At 59.4% G+C, this 20,467-nt stretch carries 15 protein-coding genes and 1 pseudogene; 11 read left to right on the top strand and 5 right to left on the bottom strand.

The features are described 5' to 3' along the window. Positions 1-25 precede the first annotated feature (25 nt). Positions 26-1,174, bottom strand: coding sequence for a helix-turn-helix domain-containing protein (locus AB8B33_RS32915; protein WP_439018579.1), 1,149 nt, complete (start codon positions 1,172-1,174; stop codon positions 26-28). A gap of 353 nt (positions 1,175-1,527) precedes the next feature. Between AB8B33_RS32915 and AB8B33_RS32910 the strand changes: the two genes are divergently transcribed. The 5 genes and pseudogenes from AB8B33_RS32910 (at position 1,528) to AB8B33_RS32890 (ending at position 6,948) form a co-directional block, all read left to right on the top strand. Further along, positions 1,528-2,574, top strand: coding sequence for a UDP-glucuronic acid decarboxylase family protein (locus tag AB8B33_RS32910; RefSeq protein WP_439018578.1), 1,047 nt, complete (start codon positions 1,528-1,530; stop codon positions 2,572-2,574). Beyond that, positions 2,574-3,515 (top strand): annotated as a pseudogene (galE, locus tag AB8B33_RS32905) (UDP-glucose 4-epimerase GalE); the annotation flags it as partial. The gene AB8B33_RS32910 and the pseudogene galE, both read left to right, overlap by 1 nt. A 39-nt stretch (positions 3,516-3,554) precedes the next feature. Then, positions 3,555-5,462, top strand: coding sequence for a glycosyltransferase family 2 protein (locus AB8B33_RS32900; protein ID WP_439018907.1), 1,908 nt, complete (start codon positions 3,555-3,557; stop codon positions 5,460-5,462). Between the two features lie 19 nt (positions 5,463-5,481). Further along, positions 5,482-6,420 carry a glycoside hydrolase family 26 protein gene (locus AB8B33_RS32895; protein ID WP_113321100.1) on the top strand — a complete coding sequence of 313 codons (939 nt, stop codon included), beginning with the start codon at positions 5,482-5,484 and terminating at the stop codon, positions 6,418-6,420. A gap of 18 nt (positions 6,421-6,438) precedes the next feature. After that, positions 6,439-6,948 (top strand): DUF995 domain-containing protein, encoded by a 510-nt coding sequence (locus tag AB8B33_RS32890; protein WP_439018577.1) that lies wholly within the window; start codon positions 6,439-6,441, stop codon positions 6,946-6,948. 553 nt (positions 6,949-7,501) lie between these two features. Here AB8B33_RS32890 and AB8B33_RS32885 read toward each other — a convergent pair. Continuing rightward, entirely contained in the window at positions 7,502-9,274 is a 1,773-nt protein-coding gene (locus AB8B33_RS32885; RefSeq protein ID WP_439018576.1) for an adenylate/guanylate cyclase domain-containing protein, read from the bottom strand. Between the two features lie 438 nt (positions 9,275-9,712). Between AB8B33_RS32885 and AB8B33_RS32880 the strand changes: the two genes are divergently transcribed. Both AB8B33_RS32880 and AB8B33_RS32875 read left to right on the top strand, forming a co-directional pair. Next, positions 9,713-9,967: a type II toxin-antitoxin system Phd/YefM family antitoxin gene (locus AB8B33_RS32880; RefSeq protein WP_113321097.1), complete on the top strand. Its 255-nt coding sequence runs from the start codon at positions 9,713-9,715 to the stop codon at positions 9,965-9,967. Continuing rightward, positions 9,964-10,386, top strand: a complete 423-nt coding sequence (locus tag AB8B33_RS32875; RefSeq protein WP_439018575.1) for a type II toxin-antitoxin system VapC family toxin — start codon at positions 9,964-9,966, stop codon at positions 10,384-10,386. Before AB8B33_RS32880 ends, AB8B33_RS32875 begins: the two co-directional genes overlap by 4 nt. A gap of 229 nt (positions 10,387-10,615) precedes the next feature. Here AB8B33_RS32875 and AB8B33_RS32870 read toward each other — a convergent pair whose 3' ends face one another. Together AB8B33_RS32870 and AB8B33_RS32865 are read right to left on the bottom strand one after the other, a co-directional pair. After that, positions 10,616-12,409 (bottom strand): GMC family oxidoreductase, encoded by a 1,794-nt coding sequence (locus tag AB8B33_RS32870; protein WP_113321095.1) that lies wholly within the window; start codon positions 12,407-12,409, stop codon positions 10,616-10,618. 289 nt (positions 12,410-12,698) lie between these two features. Then, the gene (locus tag AB8B33_RS32865) at positions 12,699-13,511 is read right to left on the bottom strand and encodes a reprolysin-like metallopeptidase (protein WP_439018574.1); all 813 of its coding nucleotides are present in this window, start codon (positions 13,509-13,511) and stop codon (positions 12,699-12,701) included. Positions 13,512-13,998: 487 nt separating this feature from the next. Between AB8B33_RS32865 and AB8B33_RS32860 the strand changes: the two genes are divergently transcribed. The 4 genes from AB8B33_RS32860 to AB8B33_RS32845 all read left to right on the top strand — a co-directional run bounded on the left by AB8B33_RS32860 (position 13,999) and on the right by AB8B33_RS32845 (position 18,276). Further along, complete coding sequence (locus AB8B33_RS32860) at positions 13,999-15,495, top strand: S8 family serine peptidase (RefSeq protein ID WP_439018573.1); 1,497 nt, start codon at positions 13,999-14,001, stop codon at positions 15,493-15,495. A gap of 7 nt (positions 15,496-15,502) precedes the next feature. Further along, positions 15,503-15,748: a hypothetical protein gene (locus tag AB8B33_RS32855; RefSeq protein WP_439018572.1), complete on the top strand. Its 246-nt coding sequence runs from the start codon at positions 15,503-15,505 to the stop codon at positions 15,746-15,748. Positions 15,749-15,950: 202 nt separating this feature from the next. Then, positions 15,951-17,543 (top strand): tyrosinase family protein, encoded by a 1,593-nt coding sequence (locus AB8B33_RS32850; RefSeq protein WP_439018571.1) that lies wholly within the window; start codon positions 15,951-15,953, stop codon positions 17,541-17,543. A 1-nt stretch (position 17,544) separates the two neighbouring features. Continuing rightward, on the top strand, positions 17,545-18,276 hold the full coding sequence (locus AB8B33_RS32845) for a DUF2182 domain-containing protein (RefSeq protein ID WP_439018570.1): 732 nt from the start codon (positions 17,545-17,547) through the stop codon (positions 18,274-18,276). A gap of 123 nt (positions 18,277-18,399) precedes the next feature. On the opposite strand, the gene AB8B33_RS32840 is transcribed toward AB8B33_RS32845, so the two are convergent. Beyond that, positions 18,400-20,121, bottom strand: coding sequence for a flagellin N-terminal helical domain-containing protein (locus tag AB8B33_RS32840; RefSeq protein WP_439018569.1), 1,722 nt, complete (start codon positions 20,119-20,121; stop codon positions 18,400-18,402). Positions 20,122-20,467: the final 346 nt, after the last annotated feature.

Here is a 20,467-nt window from a genome sequence, read left to right as displayed (position 1 = left end):
GGCCCTAAGCAAGCGGCATGCCGGATCAACCCGTCAGCGCCAGCCAATCCCCGATCGTTTTTCCGTAACGCCGCGTGGAGCGGATGGCCGGAGCCGGCCGCTGTTGGGTTGCCACCGTCCTTCGGATTTCACGCGGGCTCAGCCCGAATTCGTGGATGAAGGCGCGCGTAAAATTGGCGGCGACCTCGAAACCGGCGGCTTCTGCGATTTCTGAAATCGGCCTGTGGTCGGCCGGAGTGCTGAGATCCGCATAGGCCTGCAGCAATCGCCGCCGGCGAATATAATTGAGCACGCCTCCGTTCGCCTCGAACAGCTGGTAAAGCCGCGTACGCGAAATTCCCAACGCGCGGCACATCGTGTCCGGTGTCAAGTTTTCCGAATGGAGATTGACGTGAATGTAGCGGTGCGCCCGCTCCATCAGTCCCATGTTGGTCTGGTTTTGACCGGTATCCGTCCTTGTCGACGATGCCGCGCCCGCAACGACCATATCGCCGATGGTTTGGATGATCCGGGGCACTTCCTCTGTCGTCAGATTGCCGAGGTTCGTTTCGAGGCCCGTGAGATAGCCCGTGAGCAACTCGGCGAGGCTGCCCGAGAGAACCGTGTTGCCGGCGCTCTGGAGAAGGCTCGCATCGCGAGCCAGCAGCTCATAGGGCAGGAACACGAGCAAAGCTTCGGTGTCGGTCATCCGTCCGCGATAGGGGCTGCCGAGAGACATGAAAAATATCTTGCCGGCGCCGGTCTCGGTGACACGACGGTTGACCTCGGTCCAGGCCTGGCCGCTGCGCAGCAGGCCGACGTTCCAATGGTCGATGGGGCTTGATCGAAGCACGGCCTGATCGCGGATATATCTGTGGGCCTGCGCGCGCTGCTGGACGATGAGGATATCGCCGAGATGCCAGCCGATCTGCTCCGCGAGGAACCCGTCTTCCGGTGATTTTCCCTGCGGCAGATGAACATCCACGAGCGGCGCCATATGTGCCCGCCAGGCCGGGAATTGTTCTGCCGGTGGCAGGTCCTGCGTCGAGAACCGCAGCGGCACGAGGGCAGGGGAGGCATGGGGCGGGCGTTCCTTGCGCATGGCCGGTTCACGCGGCCAGCGCCGCCGCTCCATATGCGCCGGCCGTTCCTGTTCTGGAGGAGGATCATCGTCGGATTCAGCCCCTGTAGCCATCCAATTCCTCCAGCGTATGACCCGACGCGAGCCATGGAAACTGAGAAAAGCAATTGTTTTGCGGCTGAAATCTCCGCAGAACCCGCCTTAAAAAGCGGAGGTGCCCGAAGCGCCACCTCCATAAGTTGTTTATCATACTCCTTTTCGCTCAGAAATGTACGGAGCGATAATTTCCAGGATGTGAGGATAACGACAATTGCCTCCCTTGGCTGTATCTAAATAAACGACGGTTCTTTCCAGAGGAAAAGCCGGGCTAATAGAATATTCTCCTGATCGAACGACGTAGTTGTTCGGAATGGAGAAGTAAAAAACAAAAATTCTACAGAACAAACCTGAAAACACGGGAGGTAGTCGTGAACTATCTTGGTAAAATTCGTGCGCGCTCTGCGCAAGCGTCGGCTCGTGACGCAAATTATTCATCGAGAAAATCTTGTGCGCCTAAGAGAGTTCTTGTCACCGGCGGTGCAGGTTTCCTCGGATCACATCTGTGCGAGACCCTTTTGGCCGCCGGACACAAGGTGATCTGCCTCGACAATTTTTCCACCGGCATGAGGCGCAATATCGCCCATCTGAAGCGCGTTGATCGCTTCAATGTCGTCGCCCACGATATCGTCCACCCGCTCGATCTGGAAGTCGACGAGATCTATAACCTCGCCTGCCCGGCATCGCCCCCGCATTATCAGGCTGATCCGGTCCATACGACAAAGACCTGCGTGCTGGGCTCCCTCAACCTTCTGGAGCTGGCCGCGCGCACCGGCGCACGCATCCTCCAGGCATCCACCTCCGAAGTCTACGGCGACCCGAGCGTCCACCCGCAAGTCGAAAGCTACTGGGGCAACGTCAATTCGTTCGGGCCGCGCGCCTGCTATGACGAGGGCAAGCGGTGCGCGGAGACGCTGTTCTTCGACTTCCACAACACGCACGGCGTCGAGATCAAGATCATCCGCATCTTCAACACCTACGGCCCGCGGATGCGTCCGGACGACGGCCGCGTCGTCTCGAATTTCATCGTTCAGGCCCTGACGGGGCAAGACATCACCATATATGGCGACGGTTCGCAGACCCGCTCGTTCTGTTTCGTCGATGATCTCATTGGCGGCATCGTGCGCATGATGGCCTCGCCGGCGTCGCTGACGGGGCCGGTCAATCTCGGCAATCCGGGCGAATTCACGATCCGGGAGTTGGCCGAGCAGGTGATCGGATTGACCGGCTCCCGGTCGCAAATCATCCATCTCCCTCTGCCGGTTGACGATCCCCGTCAGCGTCGCCCCGATATTTCGCTTGCCATGCAGGAACTCGACTGGCGGCCGAAGATGGCCTTGTCGAGCGGCCTGCGTCAGACGATCGACTATTTCGATGGCCTTCTCACCCGTTCGGCACGAGAACTGGAGGCGGTCTGATGGATGCGCCCCGGGTCCTTGTTACGGGCGGTGCCGGCTATATCGGCAGCCACACCGCCAAGCTCCTCCGCTCGGAAGGGATTGAGCCTGTCGTCTACGACAATCTCACGACCGGAAACCGTTCGTCCGTGCGCTGGGGCCCTTTCGTCGAAGGTGACGTCCTCGACTCGCCAAGCCTGATCGAGGTCATCGAGAAATATGCTCCCGATGCCGTCATCCACTTTGCCGCCTCGGCCTACGTGGGCGAGTCCGTGCAAAACCCGGCAAAATATTACAACAACAATGTCTGCGGTACATTGTCGCTTATCGATGCCTGCCGGCAGACGGGGCTTCAGAACGTCATCTTCTCATCGAGTTGTGCCGTCTATGGCGTCCCCTCTGTGCTGCCGATCGACGAGACGATGCCAAAGGCGCCGATCAATCCCTACGGCATGACGAAGCTGATCGGCGAGCATATGCTCGCCGATTATGCGGCGGCCTTCGGCCTGCGTTATGTTGCCCTGCGTTACTTCAATGCCTGTGGAGCCGATCCGGACGGCGAGCTTGGCGAGTGGCACGTTCCGGAAACCCATCTCATTCCGCGGGCACTGCTGGCCGCGGCCGGCCGGATTCCGCACCTGGAGATATTTGGCGACGACTACGACACCCCTGACGGGACCTGCATAAGGGACTATATTCACGTCGCAGATCTCGCGCGTGCCCATGTTCAGGCCTTCACCCATCTCGCCAATGGCGGATCAAACCTCGCTGTCAACCTAGGCACCGGGCGAGGGTTTTCCATTGGGGAAGTGCTGCGCGTGATCGAGGAAACGACCGGGTGCGAAGTCCCGGTCGTCATCCATCCGCGCCGGCCTGGCGATCCGCCCAGCCTTTACGCCGACGCCAGCCTGGCCCGCGAGACGCTCTGCTTCCAGCCTCGATATTCCGACCTGGAAACCATCGTGAGGACGGCGGCTCCGTTCTTCGGACTGGAGGCGCGCGTGACCGAACCCGCGATCACCCAAGCGACGCATGCTCCGGAACCCTGCCAGGAGCTGCTTCTTGTCCCGGTTCTGACCGGATATCGGCGGGCCGAATATCTGTTCTTGGCGGCCGTATGGGCCTGCGCCTTCGCCTATTTCTGGATCTGGTGGCTGGAGCCGCGCCATCACGTCGATGCTTTCGGCACAATTACGGTGAGCCTCGTTCTTGCCTGGGTTACCGCTCTGCCGGCCTATTTCATCGTCGTCTTCTATCGGGCGGCAAGACCGAACGGTCCCTTGCGCTTACCGGCCGGCAGCCGAGTGGCCATGGTCGTGACCAAGGCGCCGTCGGAACCCTTCTCGGTCGTCAGTGAAACCCTGCTGGCAATGCTTGCCCAGGATGTGGAACACGACACCTGGCTTGCCGACGAAGACCCTTCCCCCGAGACCCTCGACTGGTGCTCCAGGCACGGGGTCTTCGTCTCGACCCGCAAGGGGCGATCCGATTACCATCGGACGTCGTGGCCCAGACGCACGCGGTGCAAGGAAGGCAACCTCGCCTTCTTCTACGACCACTACGGCTACAGCCGCTACGATTTCGTGGCGCAACTCGATGCGGATCATGTTCCCGCGCCCGACTATCTCTTCCACATGCTGCGTCCGTTCGCCGATCCAAAGGTCGGCTATGTCTCGGCCCCCAGCATTTGCGACAAGAACGCTTCCGAAAGCTGGTCGGCACGGGGAAGGCTCTATGCCGAAGCCAGCATGCATGGCTCGCTCCAAGCCGGTTACAGTGACGGCCTGGCGCCGCTGTGCATAGGGTCGCACTACGCGGTGCGTACCGTCGCCCTCAAACAGATCGGCGGCCTTGGCCCGGAGTTGGCTGAAGACCATTCGACGACATTGATGATGAATGCCGGCGGCTGGCGGGGTGTGCATGCGCTGGATGCCATCGCCCATGGTGACGGCCCCAGAACCTTCAGCGATCTCGTGACGCAGGAATTCCAGTGGTCGCGCAGCCTGGTCATGCTGCTGTTGCGGTACTCGCCGAGCCTCGTCGGCCGGCTGCCGCCCCGGCTCAGGTTCCAGTTCCTCTTTTCGCAACTCTGGTATCCCCTGTTTGCGTTTTTCATGTTGCTCATGTTTGCGATGCCGATCATCGCGCTCGTGCGCGGCCAGAACTTCGTGACGGTGACCTATCTCGATTTCCTCGCGCATTTCGCGCCGCTTTCTATCGCGCTCGTGGTGATGGCTTATCGCTGGCGCGCCAGCAGCTCGTTTCGTCCCCACGATGCCAAGATCCTGAGCTGGGAATGCATGCTCTTTCTCTTCGCGCGCTGGCCCTGGGCGCTCGCCGGCACCCTGGCTGCGGTGCACGATTTTCTGACGGGCTCCTTCGTCGATTTCCGCGTCACGCCAAAAGGGCGGTCCGAAGTCGATCCGCTGCCGGTGCGAGTCCTGGCGCCCTACGCTGCGCTGGCGCTCATGGCGGTATTGCCCGCCTTGGCGATCGGCGATGCCGGCGCCTCCAAGGGGAGCTACTTCTTTACCGTCCTGAACGCGGCAATCTACTGCGCGCTGCTGCTGGTCATCGTCGGGCGCCATTCGAAGGAAAATAAGATTGCGGCGGCCCCGCGTTTCTACCGTCCGGTAATGGCGACCTTGCTTCTTGCGCTCGTCGCGCTGCCGGGGGCTGCAACCATCATGCGCGGAAAGGATGCGACCGAGGCACTCGCCTGGGGCAGCGGCCGTCTTCAGCTGTTCGAAGAACGCTACGCCGTCTCCGGTGCAGGCCGGGGCGGAACCGCCCTGCGCACGATCTTCTTCAAACCACGATGGATCTCCGATCCGGAGGAAATCCAACTGAGAACGGATGCCGCTCACCCGGATTTGCGGCCGAGCCTAGAGGAAGTACACAATGTATAGCCCATCCAAAATAGCCCTGTTGTCATTCACCGGCCTGTTGCTGTCGGGAGTTGCGGTCCTACCGACCGCTCCGGGCAGCTTTGCCGAAGGGCACCCGCTTGCCATGACGACATCGTCCATCGCGCCGCCGACCAAGATGCCGGTCGTCACGAAGGAGTCGATCACGTTCGGCGCCTATGATCCGCACGGAGATTTCGGCGCCTCGCCCGATTCGAAGATCGAACACCTCTTCCTGCCCTGGGAAGACGTCGATCTGCGCACGCTCGCCCTCGCCGATGATTATGCGCGAGCGCATGGCCGCACCCTGCTGATCTCGGTCGAGCCCTGGACCTGGTCACCCGATTGGCGCCAGACCTCGCAAGAACTGCTGCACAGCATCCTGGACGGTTCGCGCGATGCGAACATGGCCGCCGTCTGCTCGACTGCTGCCAAGTTGAAAAGTCCGGTCATCATTCGCTGGGGACAGGAAATGGACGAAACCGACAACCAGTTCTCCTGGTCGCATTGGCATGGCGCCGATTATGCCAAGGCCTATCGTCGAATGGTGGAGGTCTGCAAAGTTCACCTGAAGACGGCCAAATACATGTGGTCACCGAAGGGCAATGAGGGGCTTCAAGCCTTTTATCCCGGCAACGATGTCGTCGATCTCATCGGGCTCTCGGTCTTTGGCCTGCAGCAATACGACAGGGACAAGACCGGCCATGACCAGACGTTTGCAGAGCACCTTGCGCCCGGATACGCCCGTGTCGCTGGTTACGGCAAGCCCATCATGGTTGCGGAACTCGGCTACGAAGGCGACGATTCATACGTGCGAAACTGGGCTGAGAGCGTAGCGAAACGCCATCCCCAGTTCCCGGCCCTGAGCGCCGTTATCTACTTCAACGACCGTGAAGTCTATCCGTGGCCGGACGGCTATGGCCGCCCCGACTGGCGGGTCGTCCGCGAAAGCATCAATTGAACAAGAAGGAACCTGAACATGTCCATGCTTCAAAAAACGCTCCTGGCCGTGGCCCTGACCGGCGGTATCGCCACGGCCGCGTCCGCTGCGGGAACCAATGAGCCTGCGGGGATCGAGACCGCAAAGCCGATGAGCAGCGCGGAAATCTATCAGCTCTACAACCAGAATTCCTGGATGTGGAAAGCCGGCGCCGGCTACTTCTCCACAAAGGCGCGCCGCTTTACCGCCTGGTCGCGGGAAAACGGCTCGCCGTCCTTCGGCGTGGGCCGCTGGTTCATCACGGAGCGGGGTAAACTCTGCTTCAACGCCGACTGGCACGCCAAGACCGGAACGGCGACGGCAATCACCTGCTTCAGCCACCGCAAGAAGGGCGGCCTGATCTATCAAAAACGCGAACCGGACGGTCAATGGTACGTTTTCAAGAGCGCACCGGCACAAGCAACCGACGAATTCGCAAAGCTTCGCCACGGCGACTACGTGAGCTCTCAATTGGGGAGAATTGAGACGAGCGCCAGTAGGACCAAATAAAGGCGAAGCAAGGGGTTGCGCGCGGCCGAGGCGCCATCTGTGTCCTTGCCTGGGAGCCGATGCCTGCGCGCAACCCTTTTCATAGAGGATCGCGAAGCGCCTTCAAAATCAAAGAGGCGGCGAACGGACGCCCGGCGCCTCTTTTGTCGTGGCCGGACCATCGGGTGTCCCGTCGACTGTTCCGATTAATGTCGCGACAGTGTTCAATTGAGAGAGAGCCATGGCACCGCAGGCAGAGTCTGGAAGGGCGCAACAGGTGCTCTGGAGCCTACATCTCTATTTATCCAATCCACTGGACGGCGTCGCGACGGGTTCGAATCCTTTCAGGAGTTTGGAGTGTGTAGAGCGCACCCAGGCCGAGCGGGCATCTGTCTGCGTCGAAAGTTTCGGCAACTATGCGCTTTCATGCCTGGCATAGAGGGCGGCTTCGCAGCTTGCTGAAAGCAGACCTTGCTTGCGATCACGCTGGAGGTCGTCGTTGCGCCGGCACTGGCTATTGCTCATACTCTGTGCAAATGGCGGCAACAGCTTCAAGATCGGACATTAATCACCGTCATTGTACGACACCGGCCTTGCGTAGCCCCTCCATGACGAGCTCGAAATCGGCGGGGTTCTTGAAGGGCAAGACTTTGCGCCGGTATTCCAAGGAGTAGTCGGGATTGACGCGCAGCACCTCTTGCCACGTTGCGCGAGCCTCTTCGAAACGGCCGAGGTGCCCGTAACAGGCAGCCAGAAGCGCGCGCGAGACATCGGTGACGGGGTTGCGGCTCACGCGCTGCAGCAACAGTTCGACGGCCTCTTGGTACCTTCCCAGTTGAAACAAGGCCCAGGCCTGAAAGTGAAGAACGACATCCGGAAAGTAAGGGTTCAGAACCCTCGCCCGATCGAAATAGGCGAGGGCCTCCTCGGATCTGCCTGAATAGACAAGTGCCTCGCCGAGGCTGACATGCCCTTCGGCGAAGTTCGGATTGAGGACTATCGCACGCTCGGCCTCGCTGATGGCTCCATCGTGCTGTCGCGAGTAAAGATTGACCAGACTTAGCGACCAGTGCGCCACGGGATCGCTATCATCCCGCGCCACCGCCAGCGTCGCAGCCTCTTCGGCTTGCTCGATCGAGCGCTGCGGCGACGCGCTCCACCGGTTCAGGTAGTCAAGCCCGTGGGTAAGGGCGAGGAAGGCGTGCGCCGAGGCGAAGTTCGGGTCCAGTTCGACGGCACGTTGTAAAAGGTCGCGGGCGTCGCTGTTCGTTTGCTTCGTCAGCCGGTGCCACAGCTCCCGGCCACGCAAGAAGCAGTCATACGCCTCGGGGTGCCGGGTCTGCCCCGGCGCCAGTCTTTGCCGATCGCCCTCTGTCAGGTTGACCGCCAGGGCGCCGACGATCTGCTGCGTGACATCGTCCTGAACCGCGAATATGTCGGTGAGGTCGCGATCGAACCGCTCCGCCCATAGATGCCCGCCGGTGGTCGCGTCGATGAGCTGCGCGGTGATGCGTACTCTGTTCCCCGATTTGCGTACGCTGCCTTCAAGTACATGCCGCACGCCGAGCTTTGTGCCCACCTCCTGCACATGGACGTTCCTGCCCTTGAAAGTAAACGACGAATTGCGAGCGATGACGAAGAGCTGCGACAGCTTCGATAGCGCCGTGATGATGTCTTCCGAAATGCCGTCGGCGAAGTAGTCCTGTTCGGCGTCACCGCTCATGTTGGCGAAGGGCAGGACGGCGATCGACAACTTCGGCGCCGCTGCCGTTGCCGGTTGGCTCGTCGCGGTTTCCGGGGTCGCGGCTAACTTGGTCCCTGCGCTGCCGACTTGCAGCGAATAGACCCGGATGGGCTCGGCAATGTTCTTGAGCTGTGTGCTGCCGAGATCGCTGACCGAGAGGTCGAGCCTCGCCTTGACTTGGCGATAGGCATCCTCGGACAGGCAGATCGCGCCCGCTGCGGCGACGCCCTCTAATCGTGAGGCGATGTTGACGCCGTCGCCCATAAGATCGCCGTCGCTTTCCTCGACGACATCGCCCAAATGGATACCGATCCGGAACTCAATGCGACGGTCCTGCGGGACGCCGTCATTGCGCTCCACCATACCGTTCTGCACCTCAATGGCGCAGCGCACGGCGTCCACCACGCTGCGGAACTCGACCAGCGCACCATCGCCGGTGCGCTTCACCACCCGGCCATGGTGCACGGCGATCGTCGGATCGATGAGATCGCTGCGCAGTGTCCGCAACCTCGCCAGGGTGAGGTCCTCGTCGGCGCCGGCAAGACGGCTGTACCCCACCACGTCCGCGGCCAGGATTGCAACCAGCTTTCGGTTCTCGCTCATGGCGCTGTCTCCTAACCCCCACGATAGCAGGGAGACAGGGGGCAAGAAAGAAGTTTAGCCTCTGCTCAGAGCGATGTTGGTTGAGATCGAGTTGGCCATGGCTCATGTGGACGCAGCCGACGTTGCAGCCCACGCAATGACAGTTCTGTCGGGCTCCCGGCCGTCCGAAGCCCACTGAGGGTCAGGTCACGACGATGTCCGCGTCCACCCGTATGTCCGCTCTTTGAAGATCCGCACCTGAAGTTGCCAGTGCGCTTCCGGCCCCCAATCAGTCATTCCAGCCAGGCCAAGTTCTTGGCTCGCCTAACGAATCTGTTACAGAGGAAATTTGAAATAACAGGGTCATTGATTCCAATCCCTTCAAGGCGTCCCGTTAGATATTGCTTCATTGCAAATGATACCTTATATGTAGGTACGTTCCTACAATGGAGGCGTCCTATGAGCATCACGAGTTTATCTAGCCGGGAGTTGAACCACGATGTCAGCAGGGCAAAGAAGGCTGCCAAAAACGGACCTGTCGTAATTACAGATCGCGGGAAGCCGTCCCATGTATTGATGACCTACAGCGAGTTCGAGCGCCTGACTGGCAAGCGCCGCAATCTGGTCGATGCTCTTTCAATGCCTGGTTTGTCGTCCATTGATTTCGATCTACCTCGAGCCGAAGTCGCGCCTCGCCGGGTCGATCTGTCTTGAAGTATCTGCTGGATACAAATGTCGTCTCAGAGTTGCGCAAAGTTGGCGACGGTAAAGCCGATCCGAATGTGACGAAGTGGGTCGGTGCGCAAGACTCCAACGACCTGTTCATTTCCGCGATTACGATCCTAGAACTTGAGCGCGGGATATTAGGCATCCAGCGTCGCGACGCTGACCAGGGTTCTCGTTTGCGGCGATGGATGGATAGCCGGGTTCGCCCTGAATTCGCTGAGCGAGTTCTGCCAATCGATGACGCGATAGCTACGCGTTGTGCCCACCTACATATTCCAGACCGCCGCCGCGAGGCTGATGCTTTGATAGCGGCTACCGCGCTGGTTCATGGTTTAACTGTGGTCACACGGAATGTTCAGGATTTCGATGGTACAAACTTGATCATGATCGACCCATGGCTAGACTGAAATCGGCGCGGGCGCACACGAGGGGACGCGCCTTTCACAAAATTCTAAGATTTCTTCAGACTTGTGCTGGATTTAACGGGTGGCGGTTCGTATCCGTCCAATAGTGCCTGGGTGGACTGGCGTCGCCGATCAGTCACCCGGTGACGCGCCGCAGATATATCGGCCGCCGGCTGCTTGGACGCATGGATGACGCCAAAATATGCAGGCTCCGCTGGCGTGCGCATCGCCGTCAGCCAGCTGTCGTCAATTGCGCAGCCAAGCGCATTGCCAGTGCCGCCAGCGTCAAGCTCGGATTCGCCGCAGGAGAAGCGGGGAACACGGAATTGTCGCAGGCGTAGAGATTGTCGTAGCCCTCGAATTTCAGGTCGGCATCGACGACGCCGGTCCCGTTGCCGGACATCCTCAATGTCCCAACCTCGTGAGCGACCCCGCCGAGGTCTGCAAACTGCAAAGCCAGGCTGTTTTCGCCGAGAACAGGTTGCGCCCCGATGGTCGCGAATAGCTGGGCGGCGAGGGCATCTTGCTCGGCGAGATCTGCAGCGCTCGGCATGCTTCGTGCGAACGCGAGGCCCACAGGATCCGCCGGATTGCCCGTTATTGCCACAGCATTGCCTTCGTTCAAGGCCGAATAGCTCATGAAAACAAGTTCGCAGAGCATCCAGTCGGCGCGTGCTGCGCGTTCGCGGGCCAGGTTTTCAGGGTCGATATATCGACCTTGGTTGAAGTCGCTTCCGAGTTCAACCACGATGTCGAATGCGTGAGAACCGTCCGCCGCAGTCGGGTGCCGCAATATCACCTTGGCGGAATCGATCGCATTGGACTGCGGGGCGCCGGGAGGAAGCGTGAAATGGCGATAGCGGATCGTGTGATCCGTGATGCCCTTTCCAATCTTACCAGATGGGTCGACGAGGCCGCTCTGGAGCGCAATCTTGGCAGACTCAATTGTGCCTGCCGCCAGAACCACTTTCTTGGCTTTGAACGTGCGCGCCTTTTGGCCGAGCAGATCCCAGCCTTCGACACCGACGGCGCGTCGCTGAGCAGCTGTATCCTTCACGACCCTCCACACTGCGAAATTGAGATTGACGGTTGGCTTGGCTTGGGCCGCGGCAAGCCCGTCCAAAAGGCGGTCCTCCATCAGCAGGTCGGCCGTGGAGAAGAAGCCTGCCGGAATGGACCAGCGGGTGGCGCCTCGATACTGCACGGCAATGGGAGCGTCTTCTGCAGCATAGCCTGGTAGCGTGTTCTGCAGAAACGCTCTAGTGGCGGCCTGATAGTTCGAGGGGGCGGGCGGCACGACATTCATCACCCTCTCTGCGGCCGGATATCCAAGCCCGAGCAGATAGTCTCTGACCGCCGCCGGCCACGCCGCCAGCTCATAGCCTACCTGGCGCGGAATTAATCCGCCCCAAAAAACGGAGCGACCTCCGAGATTAAACGCTTGCGCGCCGGCAAACTCCGATCCTGGTCCGTTGACAAAGTTCTTGACCTTGAAGTCCGGCCAAAGCGACCAGACATGCTTGTCGAATTGCCCGATCCTCAGTCGCCGCGGCAGGTTTCCGATATGGGTCGGAAACAGAAATGAACCTGCTTCCAGGACCAATACGTCCGCGCCTCCTTCGGCCAATCGTGAAGCGAGCAGCCCGCCGCCCATTCCCGACCCCACGACGATCACGTCGTATTCATGATTGGGATCAAGGTTGCGGACGAAGAAACGTTGCGCGACGAGCCCGTTTTCCGTGACCAGGGCTTCAACGGGCTGAAAGGCGATTTGCGGTGCCACGTAGTCATGCACACCAGCCAGATCAGCTCGTGCGAGAAAAAGATTCTGCCCGAGCATCCAGCGCGCCGGCGTCAGCACGAATTTGAATTCGATCCCGTTCGGGAACGCAGCCTCGTCAAGGTCGAAGGTCCATGCGCCGCCCTTGAAAACGCCACCTCGTTCCAAGTCCCAGTTTGGCGCCCAGCGGAGGGTAACGGTTTGTCCAGGAGCGTACTGCTCGGTCATGAACCGGATCGTGAACATGGACTGCTCCTGTGGTTATGCGTGCATTTCGGATCCTGAATTCTGACGATGAGCAGGGCTGCGCATATATCAGCCCCAGCTGCTTTTTCGCTTTCTCGATCTGTTCCGGAGCGATCTTTTGCATGACCGGGCCGCAATAAGGGGGCTTGTCGGTAAAACAGATCCTCTCGATGCAGATATGTTCGATAGCGACGCCGTTGGGCTGACCTTTCGCGTCGTAGGTTAGCGCCGAGGTGCGTGGACATGCAAATCACCGGCACCTCGACGATGGTCTGACTCTGATAGTCGCTTAGATGATTGTCCGAGCCGCCAATGAGAACTGAGGCGGCATCTGCGCTTTCTGCCGAAAATGACTGAACGGCTGCATTAAGCGGATCGGCGTACCGTTTATCTCGGTCAGGGAGCCGCTCCAGGCTTGTTGATAAAGGCGTGCGAGATCATCGATATCGGTGGTTGTCAGGACACTCTGAGGCCCATAATTCATAATGGAGAGAGGATCATGAGTACCGAAGATTTCGCTCGCGGAGCCCGTTTCTGACACTTTCGCAAAGAAATGGCGCAGTCCGAACACGTGACCGAGCTCGTGCGCGAGGGTCTCGGTTTGCTCTTTGCGCACTTGCTCGAACATTTTCGGAAAGAGTACGAGCTCGTGTTGTCCGGCATCCGGGAAGAAGGCGCGCGCCAGGGTGCAGCCTAAGGAGCTACAATTATCCTGTGACTTGACGACGAACTCGAAATCCCAAGGTTCGGAAGTTTCTGAGAATTTGATCGGAACGGCCTTTCCCCATTTGATCAGCGTCTCACCAAACAGCGTCCGTAGATAAGATTTGACTGCGTCGGGATCAGCGAACTGTCTTAGAGACGCCTCCTGAAATCTCCAATTCAAGGTCACATTGATGTCCCACAACGGGATGAATCCGTTGGTGGCGTCGACAACGATTTCGGTGATCGACCGGTTGTTGGGCAAGGCAAATCCCACGCCATCAGTCTCGCAGCACGCGCCACCGTGATAGACGTGCGTGACTTCTTTCAAAACGGACTTAAGTTGCGTGTCTGACTTCAGTGTGAATATGTCAGCGCTGCCCTTCTTTTTGACTACCATTTTGGCCTCCCCCTGCCAGTGCTCGTATTCCTTCGAGCCACTTTTCTCACGCTGTGGCGCGGTTTTATCCTGCTGTGAAATGCAAGTTCAGCGTGCATTATAGCAAATCAGTATCAAAATTAAAGTATAAAATTGAACCGTTGCCGAACAGGTTTTGAATGCTCGTGAAATATAGTAGAAACGCCTTTGAAGTTTTCAGCCTCAATCGATTTTATGCGGTTGGAGTTCTTGCATCATTCGTAAAAGGTCTCAGGGCGGGAACGCGTCATTGAGAGCGACCTAGAACGTGCAATGCGAACAACGCCATCGGCGACTAACAGGGCCTGGTCGCCAATGTCGAGGAATTGTCCGCTGGATCAGGCCCCAGCATACGTGATTTCACTGGACGGCGGCGGCACTCATCGGTTACTCTACCTATAGGGGAATTCAATATAATCATTCGCGTGTGTGCACTGTGCGCTGCGTTGACAAGGTGGGGTATTCGTCGATGCAAAAGCAATATGTCGTGCTCCCGGCCCACGGTTTTCGGTCCCCGGCCCTGGCGCAAGCGGCCGCCTTGCGAGCAACAATTCCGCTGGTCGCCCGGGGCGCCGGTGGGCTCGCCACGGCACGGGCCGTTGCGGCTGACGTCAATGTAATCGACTCGGTCAGCGTCGATGGCCCGAAACTGGTCGAAATGTCGCCCGAGGCCGAACTCAACCTGCGTCTTCAGGAACCGTCACTGAAGATCGTCCCGCTCGTCAGATACGAAAAGATGCGCGTGGTCTTCGACATCGAGCGGCAGCCCAGCGAGGCGGTTTCGGCTGCCGGTGTACAGGCAGCCGTGCTGAGGGTCGAGGACGACGGGGGCAATCCGGTTGAAAACGCCCGGGTTGTGGCCTTCACCAATTTCCGCAACAGGGCAGGCGACGAAGGCCGCAGCGGTGCCGACGGCAAGGTGGCGCTGCGGATTGCAACCGGCACAACGCTGGAACGGGTCTATGTCTACGGTCCCGCCGGATGGTGGGGATATTTCGAGAAAAGCTTTAGCTTGTCGCAAAATGCGGTGATCCGCCTGCAGGCGATCGATCTGGCCGGGCAATCCCTGGCTTTGCGGCGCTTCCGTACCAACCTTCCCCTGACCGCCGGCGACCAGATCGTCGTTGGCATCGTCGACAGCGGCATCGACCCGCAACACCCGCTGCTGCCCAACGTATCCGGCGGTGCCAACATGGTGCTCGACGAGACGAGAGACGATCCCGGCCAGGTGGCCGACTGGGGGCCGGCCGCTACCGACGGCGAGCATGGAACGCATGTAGCGGGCATCGTGGGCGCGCGCCCGACCGCAGCCCTTGATCTCGCCGGCGTCGCCCCGGGCGTGACACTGAGGAGTTACCGGGTCTTTCCCCATACCGGGGGCGGGGCAACCAATTACGACATCATGAACGCCATCGACCGGGCGGTGCAGGACGGCTGCCATATCATCAATCTTAGCCTCGGTGGCGCAAGTGAGGATGAAGCCGTTCGCGCGGCAATCGGCTCGGCGCTCGACAACGGCGTGCTGGTGATTGCCGCTGCCGGCAATGATGGCCGCAAACCTGTCAGCTTTCCGGGAGCCCTGCCGTTTTGTGTGGCCGTCTCGGCAATGGGCTGGTCTGACAGCTTTCCCACGACCTCCTCGGAAGTCGGAGACATCGCCAAACCCTATGGCTCGAACAGTACCTTCCTCGGCGCCTTCTCCAATTTCGGGCCGCAGATCGATCTGACAGGGCCGGGTGTCGGTATCGTCTCCACGTTGCCGGGAGGGCGGTTCGGGCCGATGAACGGAACATCCATGGCAAGCCCCGCTGTGGCCGGATACGCAGCCTTTCTTTTGTCCTCGGAAGCCACTATATTGGCATTACATGGTGCAGAGCGCAGTACGGCGCTCAGGGACCGCTTGTTTGGCGCTGCGACCCCCTTGGGCTTCGGGCGCGATTACGAAGGCTTTGGACTTCCGAGTTAGGATGATCATGAGCGACATGATGATGCAACAGGTCATATTGCGCAAGGAAAGCGCTACTGCGCCGTCCTCCAAGGAAGCGGCCGAAAAGCTTGGCCGCGCCGGTGCGACTGTCGTGGACGAACAGGCCTCGTCGCTTCTCGTCGAAGGCGAGGAGGAAACTCTTCGCAATGCCACGGCAGCCCTCAAGGGCTGGAAGACCATTCCGATGAAACGCTATTCCGTGCCGGACACCCGCGAGAAAATCGCTTTATAGCCGGCCGCGACGTCAGCATAGTTTTATGCGCGGATGACGGGCCGTCACGGCCCGGCATTCGGCTTTTTGCGCGCTCCAATGCGCGTTATTATAGAATATCTGAGTGGATTGCGATTTAACATTGTAATGCCGCATCCCGCATGTATAATCCAAGCACATCCTAAAACTCTACCAGAATAATGCCTAATCGGGGGAGGTCATGATGTTTGTTCGCAAAGATGTTTGGAAGCTACCAAGTGGCGATCAAACGTTACTTTGGTATGGCCGTGCCGTCGAGCGTCTTCAGGGACTGCCATTTTCCGATGTCACGAGCTGGTGGTCGCTTGCCGCCATGCACGGCATCGACGAACCGATCTGGCGCGGTTTCAACATCATCCCGGCTGGCGCAACTTTGCCGGCCGGCCCGGCGCAGACAGCGCTTTGGCGGCAGTGCCAGCATCTGACCTGGTATTTCCTTCCCTGGCACAGAGGTTATCTGCTTGCCTTCGAGCGTATCATCCGCAACGCCATTATCGACCTGGGTGGCCCGAAGGATTGGGCGCTCCCCTACTGGAATTATTCGGCCGATGCGCGCAGTCGCGAATTGCCGCCCGCCTTCGCGACGGACAAGCTTGTCGGCGGTCAGCGCAACTTCCTCTTTGTGGCGCAGCGTTACGGTACGGGGCAAGTACCCCAGGTGCAATCGCCAATCGTGCTAGACCCCCGCGCCGTTACCATCACCGACCCGCTCGCCGAACGGTTTTTCGAAGGCTCGGCCGGTGGCGGTTCGCCAGGCTTCGGGGGCGTCAAGACGCCCTTCTGGCATGGCGACGAAAGCAATGACGGCACCTTCGGCGTGCTCGAAACCCAACCCCACGGCCCCGTCCATGTTCTCGTCGGCGGCGGCTTCAAGGGCAACGGCCTCAGTCAGGATCCCCTGGAAATCGGCTGGATGACCAACCCCGACACCGCCGCCCTCGATCCCATCTTCTGGCTGCATCATGCCAATATCGACCGCCTTTGGAATGTCTGGTTGCGCCAGAAGCGCCGTCCGAACGACAGTGCGGATGTGTTTGCCAATCCGATTGACCCGGACTGGCTCGATGGGCCACAGGATCGAGAATTTGCGATGCCTGCCGTCGATGGCACGATCTATAATTTCAAGGCGCAGGACGTCCTCGATACACAATCGCCGTCGCTCAACTATATCTATGATGACGAGCCGGCCGGCGAGGACCTGACGAGCGTGGTGGCCGCTCGCCTCCAGCGGCTCGGAGCAACGCCGCAGGTCGCATTCCAGGTTGCAGGAGCTGTGTCAATGGCGCCACCGAAACAGGCAGAGCTCCTCGGAGCCAATAGCGGGACGATCAAACTTGGCGATGACGTCGTCGAGACAAAAGTGCGGCTGGACAAGGACCAGCAGCAGCGGCTGTCCACCACCTTGTCGATCTCGCCCAGCGTCCAGAAGGAACCGGACAAGGTCTATCTCAACCTTGAGAACGTCAAAAGTCCGACCGACGCCGCGGTGTTTTACGTCTATGTCAACTTGCCCGGCGATGCCGATCCATCCGACGATACCGAGCATCTCGCCGGCACCCTGTCGATGTTCGGTGTCAGCAAGGCAAGCAAGCGGGAAGGGCCGACCGGCGGCAGCGGCATCAATGCCTCCTTCGACATCACCAGGATCATCGATGCCGCTTTTGCCCAAGAGGGACTGGCAGAGGAGATTTCGGTCAAACTCGTCTCGGCCGTGCCGGGGGTGACAAGCGAAGGAATTTCCATCGGGCGTATCAGCGTCTACCGACAGGAGCAGTAAGGTGCGGCCCGTCGTCGTCGTTTGGTGTCTCATCACACGACTTCCCAAGCCGCTTCTCCTCGCCACGCTGTTCGGCTGGATGGTGATGACGGGCAAAGAGGTTTTGCCGGCCATGCCTGACCTCTGCTTTTCCTCGTCCTCGGTGGCAGGCCGCCTGACGACCCAGGTCGATGTCGCCCTCGCAGACAAAGGTTTGTTTTTGACGGCGTTGGCCTGGGTCGCGATGATCCTGGCAATGATGCCGCCTCTGCTCGCCGGGCCATTGCTGCATGTCTGGCGACGCAGTTTCAGCCGCCGCAGGCCAAGAGCTGTCGGTGCGTTTGTGTTGGCCTATCTCCTCGTCTGGATTGTGGCCGGGACCATACTCGTTCCTGCCGCCATCGTGCTGAATGCCTGGAGCCAGACCGTCGCATTGGCACCAATCCTGCCCGCGCTGCTGATTGCCTTCGTCTGGCAGGTGACGCCGAGCAAGCAATGGTTCCTGAACGCGTGCCATGGCAGGCCGCCGCTTGCGGCCTACGGCAAGCAGGCCGACCTCGACGTGTTTCGCTTTGGTGTGGCCCGCGGACTGTCATGCGCGGCGACCTGCTGGGCCTTCATGCTGGTGGTCCTCGTCTCCAGCGGCATCGTTCACTGGGCTGTCATGGCCGCCACGATGATCCTTGCTCTTCTCGAGCGAAAACGCGGCCCCCAGCCTGCAACATGGTTCAACGGGGTCCGGCTGTCGGTCTGAACCGGGTGTCGAGGAGGTTTTCCATGATATTGGGCATTCCCGCCTATGACCATGTCGACCTCCTTGATGTCACGGCGACGCTCCCCACCACTTTCGCACGCCGCGATGGTGCCCCACACGAGCCTATCGACCTGAATAAAGCTGCAAGATTGTGCCAGGGGTCGTGTTTGCAATCTGAAGCGCCTGGACGGCAAGCTGCTGCTGGGTCTGTTGTGCTGCTAGCCTGGCAGATTCTTCCTCCATGTCCGCATCCACCAGACGGCCGATCCCGGATGTCATGCTGGCTTGCAGGTGGCTTACGAAATCCGACTGCATGTCGAGCCGCTTGTTGAGAGAGCCAAGGACACTGCCGCTCGCCGTTGACCGGTGCAGCATGTATTCGATGCCGACAAGATATTCGTCGATCGTGAAGTTCGACGACGTGACATCGACTTCCGCAAGATCGAACTCCAATGCCCATGTGGGATTTGAGCTGACGTTTCCGACCATGACGCGCGCCGCGCGATTTCCCGCGTTGGGATAGACCGTCTGGTCGGCCGAAAAAGTCAGGCGGTTGCCGGAGGTGACTATCGACAGGCCCAGTCCGGCTGTGACGAACCCAATGACAGTCGCAAGGTCGGCTGCATTGCCGATAAAGCCATCCGTCGTTCCAAGGGCCGCATCCACCGTCGTCCGGTCGATCGTGAAGGATTGAGGAGCTCCCGGTCCCACCTGTGCGTCAAAGAAAATCTGGGACTTCGGCGAGACGGTGAATGGTTTGGTGAAATCGAAGAAGGCTTCCGGGTACATGTTGTCGTGGTTGGCATTTGGCGGATTTTCGAGGCCCATGGCAAAACCGGCGGGATAGGTGCTTGCGAGATGTGATATGACGTTGGAGATATCGATGCTGGAGCCTGGATGACCCGAGGTCTCAAGCGAGCCGACTTCAAAGACACCTGGAGCCGTAGGTGAGCCTGTGAACATGGTCTCGTTGGCTGTTGCGGGAACCGAGTTGTCTGCGAAGACCTTCTGCAAGACCTTTCTCATCTCTGCGCCGTCGTGGATCGTGCCATCCGTGGTGCCGAGAGCAACATCTATGACACTCTTGTCGATCCGCAATCCCGCGAAACTGACGCCCGCGGAGTGGGTCCCCGCGTCGACCACCAGATCAAATGTGATGTAGTCTGTTGCACCAAATGTCGCTGGACCAGTGAACAGGTGGCTCTCGTGGCCTTCATGTGCCACGGAATTGATGCCGGTGCTCCGAAACCCACCGATGTCCCCAACACCGCCGATCTCTTTCTGGAGAATGCCGCCTCCTCCAGCGTTCAGCATGCTGGTCGATTTGAGGTTCACCTTGTTTGTTGCAACCGCCACTGCTCCGTTCTCTGATCGGACGAATGACGAGACCACGTCGGTTGTGAGGTCAATCGTTTCCATCAGGTGGGTTGGTGCATTGGTGCTCAGCCAGTTCTGGCCGCTAAAACTCGCCGAGATCACCGTTGTTTCGGCCTGTGCGTTTAGTTGATCGAGCTCATCCTGGATTTTCGATTTGTCGACGCCATTCTCTTTGGCTGCAACCAGTTTGGCTTTGAACTCGCTGAGGATATCGACGATGGACGAGGTTGCGGTATAGGCGGTATTGACTGTGGCCGATCCCAATTCGATGGCGTCAGATACCGCTGAGAAAGCCCTGTTGTCCGACCTCATCGTCGTAGAGATCGCCCAGTAAGCCGCATTGTCGGATGCTTTTTGAACCCTTAGACCCGAGCTGACTTGCTGCTGCGTCTTTTCGAGACCGGCGTTGACGCCGCGTAATGTCTGGAGGGCTGTCATAGCGGACGTGTTGGTCAAAATGCTGGCCATGTTAAAGCCCCGTGAGGATAAGCCAGCCCCCGGACTTAAGCACGTCCGGCAAACATAGCTGGCGATGTCGGAACATTTAACGGCTAACCACGAGGGTGCCTGCGATCATGGCAGGACCGTCGCCCCCACGAAACCGAACGAAATCAGTGTGCTAGGGCTATTGCCGGGCACTCAAGTAGACCGGCAATTTCGTGAACCTTTTTGCAATGGAGATGGTTAAAAAAAGGTTAGCGCGACTACGCGGGGCGCGAAAAATTCTATTCCTGGTTGCTCGTTTCTTCCAATGCTGTCAGCAGATCTTGGGTGTGGAAGTTGACCCGATCGAACGTCATCTCGACGGAGAGCG

The sequence above is a fragment of the Rhizobium sp. 768_B6_N1_8 genome, from assembly GCF_051811225.1.
Classification (GTDB): Bacteria; Pseudomonadota; Alphaproteobacteria; order Rhizobiales; family Rhizobiaceae; genus Rhizobium.
The sequence above is the reverse complement of the archived record's forward strand: the minus strand, read 5'-3'. Positions and strand labels throughout refer to the sequence as shown.

What these genes read in the sequence shown, in the direction of transcription:
- AB8B33_RS32880 (WP_113321097.1), top strand. Translation starts at nt 9,713, where the DNA reads ATGAGCATCACGAGTTTATCTAGCCGGGAGTTGAACCACGATGTCAGC.
- AB8B33_RS32865 (WP_439018574.1), bottom strand. Translation starts at nt 13,511, where the DNA reads ATGGTAGTCAAAAAGAAGGGCAGCGCTGACATATTCACACTGAAGTCA.
- AB8B33_RS32890 (WP_439018577.1), top strand. Translation starts at nt 6,439, where the DNA reads ATGTCCATGCTTCAAAAAACGCTCCTGGCCGTGGCCCTGACCGGCGGT.
- AB8B33_RS32855 (WP_439018572.1), top strand. Translation starts at nt 15,503, where the DNA reads ATGAGCGACATGATGATGCAACAGGTCATATTGCGCAAGGAAAGCGCT.
- AB8B33_RS32850 (WP_439018571.1), top strand. Translation starts at nt 15,951, where the DNA reads ATGTTTGTTCGCAAAGATGTTTGGAAGCTACCAAGTGGCGATCAAACG.
- AB8B33_RS32870 (WP_113321095.1), bottom strand. Translation starts at nt 12,409, where the DNA reads ATGTTCACGATCCGGTTCATGACCGAGCAGTACGCTCCTGGACAAACC.
- AB8B33_RS32860 (WP_439018573.1), top strand. Translation starts at nt 13,999, where the DNA reads ATGCAAAAGCAATATGTCGTGCTCCCGGCCCACGGTTTTCGGTCCCCG.
- AB8B33_RS32885 (WP_439018576.1), bottom strand. Translation starts at nt 9,274, where the DNA reads ATGAGCGAGAACCGAAAGCTGGTTGCAATCCTGGCCGCGGACGTGGTG.
- AB8B33_RS32915 (WP_439018579.1), bottom strand. Translation starts at nt 1,174, where the DNA reads ATGGCTACAGGGGCTGAATCCGACGATGATCCTCCTCCAGAACAGGAA.
- AB8B33_RS32840 (WP_439018569.1), bottom strand. Translation starts at nt 20,121, where the DNA reads ATGGCCAGCATTTTGACCAACACGTCCGCTATGACAGCCCTCCAGACA.